The following is a 16,074-nucleotide window of genomic DNA, read 5'->3' on the forward strand; positions in this document are numbered from 1 at the left end:
GTGTCTCTCATGGCGCTGCCGCGCGGCGCATTGCTCGCGAGACTTTCCCATGGCCATTCGTCTGCACTGTCCCGATCTTGATCTCCATGTCAGCGCCGGGGCGACCTTTGCACTGCCCGAGGGGCCTGCACGCCATCTCGGTCTGGTGTTGCGGGCCCGGGTGGGCAGCGAAGCACAGCTGTTCGATGGGCACGGGCAGGAAGTGCGCGTGTCGCTCGAGGAGGTGTCCCGCAAGGGGGTCAGCGTGCGGGTGATCGAGGCGGTCGCCAACGACAGCGAGTCGCCACTGGCGGTGCATCTGGGCCAGGCGATCTCCAAGGGCGATCGCATGGATTACGCCATCCAGAAGGCCTGTGAGCTAGGGGTCGCTGCCATCACCCCGCTTTACACCGCGCGTGGCGACGTCAAGCTCAAGGGCGAGCGCGCCGACAAGAAACTCGCGCATTGGCAGGGCGTGGCGGCAAGCGCCTGCGAGCAGTGCGGTCGCAGCGTGGTGCCGGTGGTGCATGCGCCGATTCCCATGGCCCAGTGGCTGGACGAGCGCGATGAGCCACTTCGCCTGATATTGCAGCCGGGCGGTGCCGAGGCGTTGAATGCCGCCGAGAGCGAGGGCGGCGTGACGCGTGCCAGCCTGCTGATCGGCCCTGAGGGCGGCTTCACGCCGGAAGAGGTCACCCAGGCGGCTGGCGCGGGGTGTGACGTCCTGGGGCTGGGCCCACGGATACTGCGTACCGAGACGGCGCCGGTGGTCGCGCTGACGCTGTTGCAGCAGCGCTTCGGCGATCTGCCGCGCTAGGCAGGATGACACCAGCATTGTTGAAGCCCCGGCAACACTGCGTGAGGCCTTGAGCGTCCTCATGTCAGTGGTGGGCAGCGTGGTGCTGCTGCATACTTGTCCCATCTTCCCGCGCAACCCGTTTCGGGGTATCGCGCCGGGTAACATCCGCTTTTCTCATTGCCGGCCGGCTGGGTCGGCAGTGTCGTCAGAAGGTTGCCTCGATGACTGCTCGCAAGCTCAAGATCGGCGTGGTGATGGACCCGATGTCCAGCGTCACCTACAAGAAGGACACCACCCTGGCCATGCTGTGGGCCGCCGCCCAGCGTGGCTGGTCGCTGCATTACCTGGAGCAGGAAGATCTCTATCTCGAGAATGGCCGTGCGATGGGGCGGATGCGGGATCTCGAGGTCTATCGGGATCCTGATCACTTCTATCAGCTGGGCGAGGTCGTCGCGACGCCGCTGGCCGAGCTTGACGTGATTCTGATGCGCAAGGACCCGCCCGTCGACGAGCACTTCCTGAACGCGGTCCACCTGCTGGGCTTCGCCGAACGTGAAGGCGTGCTGGTCGTCAATCCGACGGCCGCGCTGTTGACCTGCAACGAGAAGCTGTTCGCGCAGCAGTTCACCCAGTGCATTCCGCCGACTATCGTCTCGGCCAATGACAAGGTGTTGCGCGCCTTCCACGCGGAGCATGGCAATGTCATCTTCAAGCCGCTCGATGGCATGGGCGGCAGCGGTATCTTCCACGTCGCCGAAGATGGTCGCAATCTGGGATCGGTAATCGAGCAGCTGACCCTGCGTGGCCAGCGTCAGATCATGGCACAGCGTTATGTGCCGGAGATCAGTGCCGGCGATACCCGCATCCTGCTGGTCGATGGTGAGCCGGTGCCGTTCGGTCTGGCGCGCATTCCCAGCGCCGGGGAAACGCGTGGCAATCTGGCGGCTGGAGGACGTGGTGAGTCGCGTGAGCTGACGGATCGCGATTACTGGCTGGTCGAGCAGGTCAAGCCGGTGGTGAAGTCGCTGGGACTGATGTTCGTCGGTCTGGACGTGATCGGGGATTACATCACCGAGATCAACGTCACCAGCCCGACCTGCGTGCGTGAAATCGATGACCAGCGCGGTACGGACATCGCCGGGCTGCTGATGGATGCCATCGAGGCACGCCTCACGGCGCAGCAGTCCGCTTGATTGCCGCCGTCAATGGCGTCGGTGGCGTCAGATGGCGGCCAGCAAGTTCGCAGTAAACGGCAGGGATGCCGAAGCTGACACGACAGCGGTTTCGCAGACAGGGAGTGGGGCATGGCAGCACCCGTCGAGTGGTGGGGAGTCAACCATAGCGTGACCGATCCGATCACCTACGTGCCGGTGACCCGGATGCATCGTCGCGTGGTGGCCTGGGGCGCGGCACTGGGGGTGCATGCGGTAGTCGGCTGGTGGCTGCTGGGGAGTGGCCTGATGGTGCCCCCTCAGGTGCCGCCATTGCCTGACCCGGTGATGCTCGACGTCACGCTGGTCAGCCAGGCCAGCTCACGTGCCGTCACATCGGATGTCGTCGCCGAGCAGGATCAGCAGGCCAGTGGAAGCGGCCGTGAGGCGGCGGTGCAAGCCGGGCCAGCCAGTCAGACGCCCCCCCGGGCGGGTGAGCAGAGAGCTCCCGTCAGCGGCGAGGCCCCGGTGCCCGAGGCAGCTGCCGTGCCCCTGGTGTTGCCGGAGCGCATCCCGGAGGTCATCGCGACCCGCAATGATTCGCCACAGCAGGTCTCGCATTCCGAGATCCTGCCGGATACGCCGGACAATGAGCAGGAAGCCATCGAGCAGGATGTCGGGGCGATCCAGGCCTCGGGCCAGACTCGCGAGGTGGCCGGTGATGTGGCCTCGCGCAAGGCGGCCCGCGCCTCGGCGCGGGCTCGCTACATCAATGACTGGACCGGCACGGTGCAGTCCTTCGGCAATCTCCACTATCCCGCGCCCGCCAATCTGAGCGGGGAGCTGCGCATTCGTGCCGTCGTGTTGCCCAGCGGTCAGCTTGAGTACGCGGAAGTGTTACAATCCTCGGGACATGCCGAGCTCGACCAGGCGGCTCTGGATACGGTCTATGGCGCGGCCCCCTATGCTCCCTTCGATGAGAGTCTCAGGGGCATGAGCCAACTGACCATCACCCGCATCTGGCGATTCGGCCCCGGCAACGATTCTGGCGCGCCCTGACGCCTCGGGAGGACCATGCAAAGTCTGCGAGACCATTTCCTGCTGGCGATGCCTCATCTCGATGATGACAACTTTTCCGGCTCGCTGAGTTACCTCTGTGATCACGATGAAAAGGGCACCTTGGGTGTCATCGTCAACAAGCCCATCAAGCTGACCATGCGTGGTCTGTTCGAGCAGCTCGAGATCGCGGCGGACAGCTGCGAGTGCCTGGAAGACGTCGTCTATTATGGCGGCCCCGTGCACAAGGACCGCGGCTTCATCCTGCACCGTGGCCAGGCCGCGGAATGGGATTCCAGCCTGCAGGTGACGGATGAGCTGGCCCTTACGACCTCGCTGGATATTCTCAAGGCGATCGCCGACAACAAGGGGCCGGAAGATTTCATGGTCTGCCTCGGCTGTGCTGGCTGGGAGCCTGACCAGCTGACGAATGAGCTCAAGGAGAACAGTTGGCTGATCGTCGAAGGCGACAGCGGCATTCTCTTTGATGCCGACAGCGAGTCGCGCCTTGATGCAGCGGCCCGCAAGCTGGGTGTCAACATGAGCCTGATGTCACGGGAGATCGGGCATGGCTGAGCGGGTCGTCAGCCGGACGGTACTGGCCTTCGATTTCGGTACGCGCCGTATCGGGGTGGCAGTGGGCACCGAGATGCTGGGCACGGCCTCACCGCTGGTGCCCCTGCACGTGCGTGACGGCATCCCGGACTGGAATGTGGTCACTCGTCTGATCGAGGAGTGGCAGCCGGATCTGTTCGTGGTGGGATTGCCACTGGAGCTGGACGGCACCGAAAGCCTGATGTGCAGCCGTGCCCGCAAGTTTGGCAAGCGTCTGTACGGCCGATATGGCAAGCCGCTGGAGATGTGGGATGAGCGTGGTTCCACCAAGGCGGCCAAGGGGCTGGCACGTGAACGCGGTCACCGCGGCAACTATCGTGATGATGGCGTGGATGGCCTCGCCGCTCAGCTGATACTCGAGAGCTGGTTTGCAAGCCAGCGAGGCGAGGGCGACCTTGTCGGTTACTGAATACCCCACCCGCTTCCTTCACGGAAGCGGGTTTTTTTTGTCTGTCTGCCGCCGCTGGCGGAAGTATGAGGATGCGATACCCATGCAACATTCCGAGGTACACGACGACCACGAGACGCTGCCCGATGTGGAAGCGCTTCTCGAGGCGATGACCGAAGAGCTCGAGTTGTTGTTCGAGCGTCGTGAGATCGAGCGTGAGCGGCTGATTCCTGTCGGCATTCATACCGGCGGGGTATGGATTGCCCAGGCACTGCGTGAGCGTCTGGGGCTCAGCGAAGCGTTGGCGACGCTGGACATCGGTTTCTGGCGAGATGATTTCGGGCACAAGGGGTTGCCGGACGCCGGCAAGGGCTCACAGCTGCCGGATATCGAGAATCGCGATCTTCTGCTGGTCGACGATGTGTTGATGAGTGGTCGCACCGTGCGTGCTGCGCTCAATGAACTGTTCGATTACGGGCGTCCACGACGCGTATTGCTGGCCTGCCTGCTGGAGCTGCCGGGGCGTGAACTGCCGGTTCAGCCGGATGCGCTGGGCGCCAGTCTGGCCCTGGCGCCCGGCAAGCGCATCAAGCTGGAAGGGCCGGATGCCTTGCGTCTGACGTTGGTGGATACCGGGGAGAGTGCGGCATGAACCTGTTCGATCTCACCCAGGCCAGCGCAGAGGTGCGTGCGGCCTCCCCGTCGCAGGTCCAGCTTGACGAGCAGGGGCGTCTGCGCCACTTCCTGGATATCGAAGGCTTGCCGCGTGCAGTCCTGACCGAGATTCTCGACACGGCGGATCACTTCCGCGGCATCGGTGATGCCGAGGTCAAGAAGGTGCCTCTGCTGCGGGGGCGTACGGTGGCCAATCTGTTCTTCGAGAACTCCACGCGTACCCGGGCCACCTTCGAGCTCGCCGCCAAGCGCCTGTCGGCGGATGTGCTCAACCTGGACATCAAGACGTCTTCCGCAGCCAAGGGCGAGTCACTGATGGACACGCTGGTCAATCTCGAGGCCATGCAGGCGGATGCCTTCGTGGTGCGCCATGGTGACTCGGGCGCGGCGCACTTCATCGCCAGCCAGATCACGCCCCATGTGGCGATCATCAACGCCGGTGACGGGCGTCATGCCCACCCGACCCAGGCGATGCTCGACATGCTGACCATTCGTCGCCACAAGGGTGATTTTGCCAACCTGCGCGTCGCCATCGTCGGTGACATCCTGCATTCGAGAGTCGCGCGCTCGCAGATTCTGGCACTCAACACCCTGGGGGCAGCCGAGGTGCGTGTCGTGGCCCCCAGGACACTGCTGCCCGTGGGCGTCGAGACATTGGGCTGCCAGGTGTTCACCGAGCTTGAAGCCGGGCTCAAGGATGTCGATGTCGTCATCATGTTGCGTCTGCAGAAGGAGCGCATGGATGGCGCGCTGCTGCCCTCGGAGTCGGAATACTATCGTCGCTACGGCCTGACCCGCGAAAGCCTCGCCCACGCGCATCCTGAGGCGGTAGTGATGCATCCGGGACCCATCAATCGAGGTGTCGAGATCGAATCCGCCGTCGCGGATGGTCCGCGCTCGCTAATCCTCGATCAGGTAACCAATGGCATCGCCGTCCGGATGGCGGTGCTGTCGATGGCGGTATCAGGCCAGATGAAGGCGCGCGCAGAGCGCAGAAATGAACGTTCTCGAGGAGCTGGAGCATGAAACTCAGCCTCATCAATGCTCGGGTCATCGACCCCTCCAGTGGCCGCGATGGCCAGTATGACCTGCACCTCGAAGAGGGACGTCTGGTCGCGATCGGTGCGCCTCCGCGTGACTTCGTCGCGGATGAGCAGCAGGATCTCTCGGGCAAGCTTGTCGTGCCGGCCTTCGCTGACCTGGGGGCCCATCTGCGTGATCCCGGACCGCGCTACAAGGGCAGTCTGGCCAGTGAATCGGCCGCGGCACTGGCAGGGGGATACAGCGTCATCCTGCCTCGTCCGGATACCAGTCCGGTGCTCGACAGTGCCTCTCACGTGCGCACCCTGCTCGATCGCGCTCGCGATGTGGCAGGTGTCAGGGTGGCCCCCCTGGGAGCGCTGACCCAGGGGCTGGAAGGGGAGCTGCTCGCCAACATGGCCGCACTCAAGTCCGCCGGTTGTGTTGCCTTGACCAACCTGCGCAGGCCGATCCGTGATCTTGGTGTGCTGCGACGTTGTCTGGAATATGCACGCACCTTCGATATCACGGTGGTCTTCCAGGCACAAGAAGCCACCTTGGCGGGTCAGGGATGCGCGCACGAGGGGGCCATCGCGTCACGCCTCGGATTGGCAGGAATTCCCGAATCGGCAGAGACCATCGCGCTGACCCAATGGCTGCTGCTGATCGAGCAGACCGGCGTGAGGGCGCATGTCTCGCTGCTTTCCAGTGCTCGCGCGGTGGAGCTGGTGCGTGATGCCAAGGCCCGAGGGCTGGATATCACCGCGGATGTCTCGATCGCCCAGTTGCATTGGACCGATGAGCAGCTGGAAGGCTTTGATGCCAACTTCCATCTTCAGCCGCCTCTGCGCAGTGCCGACGATCGTGAGGCACTTCGTGCCGCTGTCGCCGATGGCACCATCGATGCGATCGTCAGTGACCACCTGCCACATGAGGCGGCCGCGAAATGTGCGCCTTTCGCGGTCTCCGAGCCCGGCATGACCAGTCTGGAAACCGTGCTGCCGCTTGGGCTGGCGCTGGTCAAGGCCGAGATGATCAAGCTGCCGCGCCTGATCGAGACCCTGACGTTCAGCGCCCGGCGCTTCGGGCTCAAGGGGGGCATGCTGAAGGAAGGTGAGTATTGTGATCTCGCGGTGATTGATATGGAGCAGAAATGGCGTGTCTCCAGCGAGACGCTGGCAAGTGCTGGACATAATACGCCACTGCTCGGCATGCAGTTGACCGGGCGTGTCGAACGCGTGCTGTTGGGCGATACGCGCTACGCTTGAAAGATGTTTCACGTGGAACATCCATGCCTCACCAGTATGCCGGTCTCTTGAGGCCAGTCTCTGGGTGGCTGGATACAACTTGCTGATAAGCCAGCGATTTCATGGCTTGTGGAGCTTGGGGTCTATTGGTTGCTTCGTGAGAGAAGCCAGTGCCGACCTGGGCAACATGCCCATCACGATCAGCAGATGTTTCACGTGGAACATCGATGCCCGGCATCACGCCACATGGCCAGCATGTCGTTGCGCGAGCCTCGAGTGCTGGAAAAGAGAATGTTGGAACACATAGGAAGTCGAAAGCATGCCCATGATTCGTGCGGAATTCATCAGCGGCAAGACAGAGGCACAGAAACGGGAACTGGTCGAAGCCTTGACCCGTGAGACGGCCCGCGTACTGGAGGTGCGCAAGGAGTCGGTATGGGTCGTACTGCAGGAAGTCGAGCCGGAAAACTGGGCGGTTGCGGGTACGCCATTGTCAGACCGCTGAGTGCAATGGCCGCGATGGTCACTGCTGTTCACAAGCGTTGTGCCGTGACACAAGTGATTGAATATATTTGGTTTTACCAAAAAAATCGAAGATGTTCCACGTGAAACAGTCAGTGCGTCATCACCTCTCTGTTCCGAGTCGTATTGAAAAAAACGCCGCAGCCTGATGGCTGCGGCGTTCTTGTATCAGCGACATCCCCACGGCCATGGTTCCGTCACTGTGACGTGCACTGTCGGATTCACCCTTCGAAATCAGCTTCCGAGTAGAGAGTACGAATGCGCAGCGTATGGTCGACGGTCTTGAGGGCCTCGAGTGCCTTCTTGCCGTAGGCCTTGTCGACATCGATGACCACGTAACCGACGGTATTGTTGGTCTGCAGGTACTGGCCGGAAATGTTGATGCCTTCCTCGGACAGTACGCGGTTGATGTGAGACATCACGCCCGGCACGTTGTCGTGGATGTGCAGCAGACGGTGCTTCTCCGGGTGGGCCGGCAGCGCGACCTCCGGGAAGTTGACGGAGCCGATGGTGGTGCCGTTGTCGGAGTAGGTCACCAGCTTCTCCGCCACTTCCACGCCAATGTTTTCCTGAGCTTCCATGGTGGAACCACCCACGTGCGGCGTCAGAATGACATTGTCGAACTCGCGAAGCGGGGAGACGAACTCTTCACCATTGCCTTTCGGTTCGACCGGGAAGACGTCGATGGCCGCGCCCAGCAGCTTGCCGCTGGAGAGGGCTTCGGCGAGGTCCTCGATCACCACGGTAGTACCGCGAGCGGCGTTGATGAAGACACTGTTCTGCTTCATCAGCGCGAACTGCTGCTTGCCCATCATCCACTTGGTGGAGGGGATTTCCGGGACGTGCAGGGTGACGATGTCAGCGCGCGCCAGCAGTTCTTCCAGGCTTGCCACCTGGCGGGCGTTGCCCATGCCCAGCTTGGTGACCGCATCGTAGTAGATGACATCCAGACCGAGAGACTCGCTCAGTACGGACAGCTGCGAGCCGATGCTGCCGTAGCCAACGATGCCCAGTGTCTTGCCCCGGACTTCATGGCTGTTCTTGGCAGTTTTCATCCACTGGCCACGGTGCGCCTTGGCGCTCTTTTCCGGCACGCCACGCATCAGCATGATCGCTTCTGCCAGTACCAGCTCAGCGACGGAGCGGGTATTGGAGTAGGGCGCATTGAAGACCGGGATGCCGCGCTTGAGTGCAGCTTCCAGGTCGACCTGATTGGTGCCGATGCAGAAGCAGCCGATGGCGGTGAGCTTCTCGGCAGCGCTGATCACGCGCTCGTTGAGCTGGGTGCGGGAGCGGATGCCGATGAAGTGCACATCACGGATCTTCTCGATCAGTTCGTCCTCGGCGAGCGAGGTCTGAAGCAGCTCGATGTTGGTGTAACCCGCGTTGAGGAAGTTATCCACGGCGGATTGGTGGACACCCTCGAGCAATAGAATCTTGATCTTGCTCTTGTCCAGGGACGTCTTGGCCATTGTCGAATCAACCCTCTCGCCGGTCATGCCGACGTTTCTGTTCGTTTGGTCTTTTTCATGTCCTGCTGGCGTGTCACGCCTTTAGAAAATGCCAGAAAAACAGCGGGGCGTGCTGTCAACAGGGGGGCAAAGAATATCACAGCTGGTGCGGGCCCCGGTTGAAATGTCCAATCGGTCAGCATGAAAAATGCACAGCTTGAAACGAGTGCTCACGCCGGTGTCGGGTGGGCAGCGTCACAGGGCCCATCAGGTTATACTGGCATATCACATGGACATCCCGGGTTCAGCCCGGTCTGATCAGCGAGAGCACTCATGGCCGAACAGGAAGCGCCGCAGGATTTCGCCGCCACCCTTGCGCGTCTCGAGGGATTGGTGACGCAACTGGAAGCCGGCGACATGTCGCTGGAAGCGTCATTGGGCGCTTTCGAGGAGGGAGTGCGTCTGGCGCGTGAAGCACAACGACGGCTCGACGACGCCGAGCTGCGTCTGCAGGCCTTGGTCGAAGGGCCTGATGGCACGCTGGTGTCCACTGCATTCGAAGCGCCCGAGATGCCCGGCAGTTCCGTCGGTGCAGGGGATGAGGAGAACGATTGGTGATGTCAGGTGCATCGACGACGCAAGCCATGCCGTCCGCGCAGGCAAGCGAATTGATTCGTGGTGGGCAGGCGCGTAGCGAGGCCGTGCTCGAGGCATTGCTCAGTCCAGCGGGGGCGGTCAGTGATCGGCTGGAAGAGGCCATGCGATACAGCGTGCTGGGAGGTGGCAAGCGACTGCGGCCTGTCCTGCTGTACGCTGCCGGACGTGCGCTGGGAGGCGATGAGGACGAGGCAGGGCGTGCAGCTCTGGATGCCACTGCGGCCGCTCTGGAGCTTGTCCATGCCTATTCACTGGTTCACGATGACCTGCCGGCGATGGATGACGACGACCTGCGCCGTGGCCAGCCCACCGTTCATCGCGCCTTCGATGAGGCGACCGCGATTCTGGCGGGCGATGCCCTGCTGAGCCTGGCCTTCGAGGTCATTGCCGATACCGCACATGCGAGAACGCCAGCCCTGATACGCACCCTCGCGGAGGCTTCCGGTCGACGTGGCATGGTGGCGGGGCAGGCGCTGGATCTCGAGGCGGTGGGGCAGTTCCGAGAGGTCGAGGCGCTGTCACGCATGCACGCCTACAAGACTGGCGCGCTGATTCGCTCGGCTGTTCGTCTTGGCGGGCTGGTGGCGGTCGAGGAATCGGATTCGCGTCTTGAGGCTCTCGAGCGCTACGCTTCTGCCATCGGCCTGGCTTTCCAGATTCAGGATGACATCCTGGATGTGACCGGCGATACCGCCACGCTGGGCAAGACTGCCGGTGCGGATGCTGCACGCGACAAGCCGACCTACCCGTCATTGCTTGGCCTGGAAGGAGCCCGAACCCGGGCAGGTCAGTTATTGGACGAGGCCCTGGATGCCCTGGCACCGCTGGGAGAGGCCGCAGAGCCTCTCGCGGTGCTGGCGCGCTACATGATCGAGCGAGACCACTGATTCCTGACGCCTATGAAGCTGTTTGACGAGATACCTGAGGCGCGCCCCGCGACGCCATTGCTCGATGCGGTCGAGACACCAGACGCACTGCGGGCCATGAGTCCGGCACAGCTGCGCCAGCTGGCCGATGAATTGCGCGCCTTCCTGCTTTACAGCGTCGGCTGCACCGGGGGGCACTTCGGTGCCGGCCTCGGTGTCGTCGAGCTGACGGTTGCCCTGCATCATGCGCTGGAAACCCCGCGTGATCGCCTGGTGTGGGATGTCGGTCATCAGGCCTACCCCCACAAGATCCTGACCGGCCGGCGCGACGCCATGCACAGCATGCGTCAATACAACGGCCTGTCTGCCTTCCCCAAGCGCGCCGAGAGTGACTACGACACCTTCGGGGTGGGACATTCCAGCACCTCGATCAGCGCCGCGCTGGGCATGGCACTGGGCGCGCGTACCGCGGGAGAATCCCGTCGCGCCTGTGCGGTGATCGGTGATGGCGCCCTGACGGCCGGCATGGCCTTCGAGGCGCTGGCGCATGCCGGGCACGTCAAGGCCAACCTGCTGGTCGTGCTCAACGACAACGAGATGTCGATCTCGGAAAATGTCGGCGGTCTGGCGAGCTATCTGGCGCGTATCCTGGCCAGCAAGCCCTATACCCAGATGCGCGCCAACGGCAAGAAGCTGCTGTCGCCGCTCCCGGGGGCGCTGGAGCTTGCCAAGCGTACCGAAGAGCACATGAAGGGCTTCATCAGTCCGGCGACGTTGTTCGAGGAGATGGGCTTCAATTACATCGGTCCCATCGATGGGCACGATCTGCCGACGCTGGTCCAGACACTGCGCAACATGCGCGATCTCGAGGGCCCGCAGTTCCTGCATGTGGTGACGCGCAAGGGCAAGGGCTTCCTGCCGGCCGAGCGCGACCCCATCGGCTACCACGCGATCACCAAGCTGGAGAAGGCCTCGTCGGAGCAGGCGCGGCAGGCGCCTTCCGTGACGGATGCACCGGCACCCAGGCCGCAGAAGTACTGCAGCGTCTTCGGCAACTGGATCTGTGATGCCGCCGCGGCTGACCCTCGTGTCATCGGTGTCACGCCTGCCATGCGGGAAGGCTCGGATCTGGTGCGTTTCTCGAAGGAATATCCTGATCGCTACTACGATGTCGCCATCGCGGAGCAGCATGCCGTGACGGTGGCGGCCGGCATGGCCTGTGAAGGCATGAAGCCGGTGGTGGCGATCTATTCCACCTTCCTGCAGCGTGGCTATGATCAGTTGATCCATGATGTCGCGGTACAGAAGCTGGATGTCACCTTTGCCATCGATCGCGCGGGACTGGTGGGTGAGGATGGACCGACCCACCACGGCAGCCTCGACATGTCCTTCCTGCGTTGCGTGCCGGAGCTGGTGGTGATGGCACCGGCGGACGAGAGCGAGTGTCGTGGCATGTTGAGTGCGGCGCTGGCACATCCCGGTCCGGCGGCCGTGCGTTATCCGCGTGGCACCGGACCCGGCGTCGCCACGGGCCATGACCTGACGCCATTGACGATCGGCAAGGGCGAATATCGTCGTCGCATCAGTGCCAGTCCCGACGTGCGTATTGCCATCGTTGCCGTAGGCAGCATGAACACGCCGGTGGCGGAGGTCGCCGAGGCACTGGACGCGACCCACTTCAATCTGCGCTCCATCAAGCCGCTGGATCGCGAGGCCCTGCTGGAGATCGCCGACGAGCATGACCTGGTCGTCACGGTGGAAGAGAATGCCGTGGCCGGTGGTGCGGGTGCCGGCGTGGCAGAGCTCTACCTGAATGCCGGTCTCGCGCAACCCATGCTGCTTCTGGGGCTGCCGGATGACTTCGTCGAGCATGGCAAGCCGGCAGAGCTGCTGCGTGATTGCGGGCTGGATGCGGCTGGCATTCGCGCCAGTATCGAAGGGCGTCTCGCACGCTGAAGTTGCCACCTGGCTCACAGGAACGCCTGTGGATGATTCGAACATTCGAGTTGTCCACAGGCGTTTTTTCTTGCGTGAAAAACGCGCCTGATGCGCCGCACTCTGCTGGCATGATCGACGCTGGCGCGCCATGCTGGGACGGACTGCCGATCCCCTTTTCGCAATGTTGCCAAGGAACGCCCGCCACGATGCTGACTCTCTACAGCTACCCCAATTCCCGCTCACTGCGCGTCGCCTGGACGCTGGAAGAGCTGGAACTCGACTATCGGATCCACAGCCTCGATCTCAAGGCGGGAGAAGGACGCAGCCCCGAGTATCTGGCCATTCATCCCGACGGCAAGGCGCCCGCCATCGTCGAGGGGGAGTTGGTACTGTTTGAATCCAGTGCCATCTGTCGCTATCTCGCCGCCCGTGAAGGCCGCCTGATACCGTCTTCGCTGGAAGGTCAGGCGCAGCTAGACCAGTGGCTTAGCTTTCTGACCACCGAACTTGAGCAGCCGCTGTGGACGCTGGCCAAGCACACCTTCGCATTGCCGGAAGAACGACGCTGTGAAGACGTGAAGCAGACCGCGCAGTGGGAATTCCAGCGTGCATTGGGAGCGCTCCAGCGCCGCTTCGAGGGACAGGGCTGGTTGTTGGGCGACGACTTCACCCTCGCTGATCTTTTCCTCGCTCAGGTATTGGGCTGGGCCCACAAGGCGCAGCAGCCGATCCCCTCGTCGCTTGCGCGCTGGATGCAGGAAGCTCTTGCGCGCCCGGCCTGCGCACGGGCGCGTGAGCGTGAGGCCCAGGCTGCCGCCAATCGCCCCTGACACATATGAGACATCCACATCGAGAGATGCCTCTCGCTCTGTCACAGCCATGAAATGAGGCGCGTGAGACAAGGCCTCTGAAAGCTCGCACAAGCGCCAAGGCGCCACCCTGATATCAGGGTGGCGCCTTTTTTGTTTCCAGGCCTCAGGCGGGCTCTCCGGGCGTTCTGTCGCGTCCGAAATCGTGGGGGCCTGGCGAAGCCTCACGACAGCGGGGCGGGCCACGTGCCGCGGGTGGGGTTGCAGGCGAGGCCGCGGCATCCGAGACCTGTCAGGCGTCATCCGCACTGCCGGAATGGCGGTTGATCCGATCTTGAGCGCTTTTCGTATCTAAATGTGATGCGTAATCATCAATATAATATTGAGTTGATTGGTTGTTGATCGGTCGTGAGGTCTGAGAGGGCCAGGGAGTCCGGTGCAGCCGCTAAAACGCCATGTGAATCAGTCGCTTGCCTATGACGTGGCGATTGTCAGACATAGATTTGAGTAAAAGTTGATCGGATATCGCAAATTATGATTCTTTCGCATCATTTATTGATTCGATATATCGTTAATTGCGAATCCTCGTGGTATGATTTGCACAGAAACCTCAATGGGGATAACGACTTATGTGGATCTGGCAGCAGCCTGACTGGCCGCAGGGACGACTGGCGATCATGCCGCTGTTGAGCGAGATGAGCGCAACGCAGGCGGTGATGTCACCGTTGGTGGCGCAAGGGCAGCAATTGAAGGCTCGCCAACGTCTGCGCCTCGAAGCCACCTTGCTCAGTGAAGAGATGGAGGCCTGTGCCCGCCTGTCCGGCGTGGTATTTGGCAGGGCCGCATTGCGCGATGCCCTTTACCAGGCATTGGGGCTGGAATCCGGACAGCTGGAGGCGCCCCGTGGGCAGGTGCCGGGGATTGATGTCTTCGTGGATGTCATGCTCGAAGTGGTGCGGACGGCCTTCCAGCCGCTGGCGCGTGAGCAGGTACTGGAATGGCATCGCCGGCTGGGCCCCTTCCTGCCGCGCAGCAGTGGTCAGCGTCTCGGTGAATGGCGTGATGGGCCCCATGAAGCGGTCAGCGGACGTTATGGCCTCAAGCGATTGCGCTACCGAGCGCCTGGCATGACCGGTGATGAACTTGCGGATGAGCTGGAGCGTTTCTGGCAGCGTCTGGAAGAGGAGGAGCCGGAGGCTGGCAATCCCGGAGTGATCAACGCCCTCAGGCTGCATGCCCACTGGCAGGCGCTCTCACCACTGGCGCTGGGCAACGGGCTGATCGGACGCTTGCTGCTGACTCGCTGGTTGACGCGCGTCGATACGCTGGCGGCATTGCAGCAGCAGGGAGAGTGGACGGGGCAGGTGGCGAAACACTGGGAAGCAGAGGCGTTGGAGCAGCTCTGCTGGCGTCGCCAGACATTGTTTACGGTGGTGGCGGAGCGTCAGGAGGAGCTGCGTGAGCTCGAACAGCATTGTCTTGGTACGCCGGGCACCTCGCCGAGTGGGCAAGCGCTTCCACCTGAGCTCAACCGTGCCTTGAATGGCGATGCGGCCGATGAGGTGCTGCCGGGCGACATGAATGCCTGGGTCGCGTGGTGGCTGAGACAGCTGCGCGATGGCGGACGACGGACGGCATCCCACTACCTGAGAGTGCAGCGTGCCGAGCGCCTGTGGATGGAACATGCCAGAACGCCACTGAATTCCCGTCAGCGCGAACTGGTGTTGACCCTGCTGGAGCGTGATGACGACGAGGGTATCGGGCGTGCGGAGTATCGCGCGCTTGTCGAGACCTCAGACCCGACGGCAGCGCGAGATCTCGCCGATCTGACCGCCAAGCAGGTGCTGGAAAGCTATGGTGTCGGGCGCGGCACGCGCTATCGGCTGCCGGTCTTCGCGCCGCAGGAAGACCGCGCCGTGAGAAACGAGCCCTGAAAAGCGCGTCTTGAAAGCGCGCCTTGAAAGCGGAAACATCGCGAAAAAAAGCGGGAAGGGTCATGACGACCTTTCCCGCTTTTTTTCATCTGGCTTGCCAGTGCTCTCAAGTCAGTGCTCTCAAGCCAGTGTGCTCAAGAGAGCCGGCCTCGTGTCAGACCTCATACGGGAGCACACCTGTGTAGATCGCGAAGAAGTGGCAGGTGCTGCCGCCGAGCACGAACAGATGCCAGATGGCGTGGTGATAGCGCAGGCGTGTCATCAGGAAGAAGATGACGCCCAGGGTATAGGTGATGCCTCCGGCCACCAGCAGGATGAGCCCCGTCTCGGAGAGCTGCTCGACCAGCAGGGGTGACGCGAACACGATCAGCCAGCCCATCAATAGATAGACGGTGACGCGCAGCGCACTGAAACGCGCTGGCCAGCGCAGCTTGAGAAAGATGCCGCCCAGCGCGAGGGACCAGATGATGGCAAACAGTGTCCAGCCTGTCGGACCCCGCAGATTGACCAGCAGAAAGGGGGTATAGGTGCCAGCGATGAGCAGATAGATGGCGCAGTGGTCCATCAACTGGAAAGCGGACTTGAGGCGTGGGTGGCGGATGCCATGATAGAGCGTCGAGGCAGCGTAGAGCGCGACCAGGGTGATGCCATAGAGGCTGATGCTGATGATCTTCCAGGGATCGGCCTCTGCCGCCAGACAGGCCATCACGATCAGCACCACGGTGCCGATGAGTCCCATGACAGCGCCGAGACCGTGGCTGGCACTATGTAGCCATTCTTCAAACCGGGTATAGAGAGCGGGACGTGACGATGTCTCGGAAGACGATGTCGGTGAGGGAGAGGGCTTGCGCATGGTGATGTCTCCGGCGCGGATTCCTCTCAAGCCTACTCTCTATAGGATGACGCCGTCATGTCACGCTCTTTCGCCGCCTTCATGGGCTCTCGATGGGCGGGAGCACATCAGTGC

Annotated in this window: 16 protein-coding genes; 14 read left to right on the forward strand and 2 right to left on the reverse strand. The window is 62.5% G+C overall.

The features are described 5' to 3' along the window. Positions 1-49 precede the first annotated feature (49 nt). From QD228_RS10630 to QD228_RS10670, 9 genes are all read left to right on the forward strand, one after another. On the forward strand, positions 50-796 hold the full coding sequence (locus QD228_RS10630; protein WP_084209531.1) for a 16S rRNA (uracil(1498)-N(3))-methyltransferase: 747 nt from the start codon (positions 50-52) through the stop codon (positions 794-796). Positions 797-999: 203 nt separating this feature from the next. Continuing rightward, positions 1,000-1,971, forward strand: coding sequence for a glutathione synthase (gene gshB / locus QD228_RS10635; RefSeq protein ID WP_279875541.1), 972 nt, complete (start codon positions 1,000-1,002; stop codon positions 1,969-1,971). Positions 1,972-2,082: 111 nt separating this feature from the next. Continuing rightward, positions 2,083-2,988 (forward strand): TonB family protein, encoded by a 906-nt coding sequence (locus QD228_RS10640; protein WP_077379664.1) that lies wholly within the window; start codon positions 2,083-2,085, stop codon positions 2,986-2,988. Positions 2,989-3,003: 15 nt separating this feature from the next. Beyond that, positions 3,004-3,561: a YqgE/AlgH family protein gene (locus QD228_RS10645; RefSeq protein WP_077379662.1), complete on the forward strand. Its 558-nt coding sequence runs from the start codon at positions 3,004-3,006 to the stop codon at positions 3,559-3,561. Continuing rightward, positions 3,554-4,009 (forward strand): Holliday junction resolvase RuvX, encoded by a 456-nt coding sequence (gene ruvX / locus QD228_RS10650; RefSeq protein ID WP_077379660.1) that lies wholly within the window; start codon positions 3,554-3,556, stop codon positions 4,007-4,009. Before QD228_RS10645 ends, ruvX begins: the two co-directional genes overlap by 8 nt. A gap of 82 nt (positions 4,010-4,091) precedes the next feature. After that, entirely contained in the window at positions 4,092-4,640 is a 549-nt protein-coding gene (gene pyrR / locus QD228_RS10655) for a bifunctional pyr operon transcriptional regulator/uracil phosphoribosyltransferase PyrR (RefSeq protein WP_127736567.1), read from the forward strand. Further along, positions 4,637-5,689, forward strand: coding sequence for an aspartate carbamoyltransferase catalytic subunit (locus QD228_RS10660; RefSeq protein WP_077379658.1), 1,053 nt, complete (start codon positions 4,637-4,639; stop codon positions 5,687-5,689). The genes pyrR and QD228_RS10660 overlap by 4 nt, the downstream gene beginning before the upstream one ends. Beyond that, positions 5,686-6,951 (forward strand): dihydroorotase, encoded by a 1,266-nt coding sequence (locus QD228_RS10665; protein WP_136939474.1) that lies wholly within the window; start codon positions 5,686-5,688, stop codon positions 6,949-6,951. Before QD228_RS10660 ends, QD228_RS10665 begins: the two co-directional genes overlap by 4 nt. A gap of 298 nt (positions 6,952-7,249) precedes the next feature. Further along, on the forward strand, positions 7,250-7,435 hold the full coding sequence (locus QD228_RS10670; RefSeq protein WP_136939473.1) for a 4-oxalocrotonate tautomerase family protein: 186 nt from the start codon (positions 7,250-7,252) through the stop codon (positions 7,433-7,435). Between the two features lie 238 nt (positions 7,436-7,673). Here QD228_RS10670 and serA read toward each other — a convergent pair whose 3' ends face one another. Then, positions 7,674-8,924: a phosphoglycerate dehydrogenase gene (gene serA, locus QD228_RS10675; RefSeq protein ID WP_077379652.1), complete on the reverse strand. Its 1,251-nt coding sequence runs from the start codon at positions 8,922-8,924 to the stop codon at positions 7,674-7,676. A 312-nt stretch (positions 8,925-9,236) separates the two neighbouring features. Here serA and xseB point away from each other — a divergent pair, with 312 nt between their 5' ends. The 5 genes from xseB to QD228_RS10700 all read left to right on the forward strand — a co-directional run bounded on the left by xseB (position 9,237) and on the right by QD228_RS10700 (position 15,107). Continuing rightward, complete coding sequence (gene xseB / locus QD228_RS10680) at positions 9,237-9,521, forward strand: exodeoxyribonuclease VII small subunit (protein WP_077379650.1); 285 nt, start codon at positions 9,237-9,239, stop codon at positions 9,519-9,521. Then, a complete protein-coding gene (locus tag QD228_RS10685) occupies positions 9,521-10,447 on the forward strand; it encodes a farnesyl diphosphate synthase (RefSeq protein ID WP_167593069.1) in 927 nt (308 codons plus the stop codon). The genes xseB and QD228_RS10685 overlap by 1 nt, the downstream gene beginning before the upstream one ends. Positions 10,448-10,459: 12 nt before the next feature. Beyond that, on the forward strand, positions 10,460-12,382 hold the full coding sequence (gene dxs / locus QD228_RS10690; RefSeq protein ID WP_084209526.1) for a 1-deoxy-D-xylulose-5-phosphate synthase: 1,923 nt from the start codon (positions 10,460-10,462) through the stop codon (positions 12,380-12,382). Between the two features lie 188 nt (positions 12,383-12,570). Then, positions 12,571-13,194: a glutathione S-transferase family protein gene (locus QD228_RS10695; RefSeq protein ID WP_279875544.1), complete on the forward strand. Its 624-nt coding sequence runs from the start codon at positions 12,571-12,573 to the stop codon at positions 13,192-13,194. A gap of 608 nt (positions 13,195-13,802) precedes the next feature. Next, on the forward strand, positions 13,803-15,107 hold the full coding sequence (locus tag QD228_RS10700; protein WP_279875546.1) for a DUF4172 domain-containing protein: 1,305 nt from the start codon (positions 13,803-13,805) through the stop codon (positions 15,105-15,107). A 154-nt stretch (positions 15,108-15,261) separates the two neighbouring features. Here the strand turns inward: QD228_RS10700 and QD228_RS10705 are convergent, their stop codons facing one another. Beyond that, complete coding sequence (locus QD228_RS10705; RefSeq protein WP_279875548.1) at positions 15,262-15,960, reverse strand: hemolysin III family protein; 699 nt, start codon at positions 15,958-15,960, stop codon at positions 15,262-15,264. Between the last annotated feature and the right edge of the window lie 114 nt (positions 15,961-16,074).

The sequence above is a fragment of the Cobetia sp. 3AK genome, assembly GCF_029846335.1.
In the GTDB taxonomy this organism is placed as follows: Bacteria; Pseudomonadota; Gammaproteobacteria; order Pseudomonadales; family Halomonadaceae; genus Cobetia; species Cobetia marina.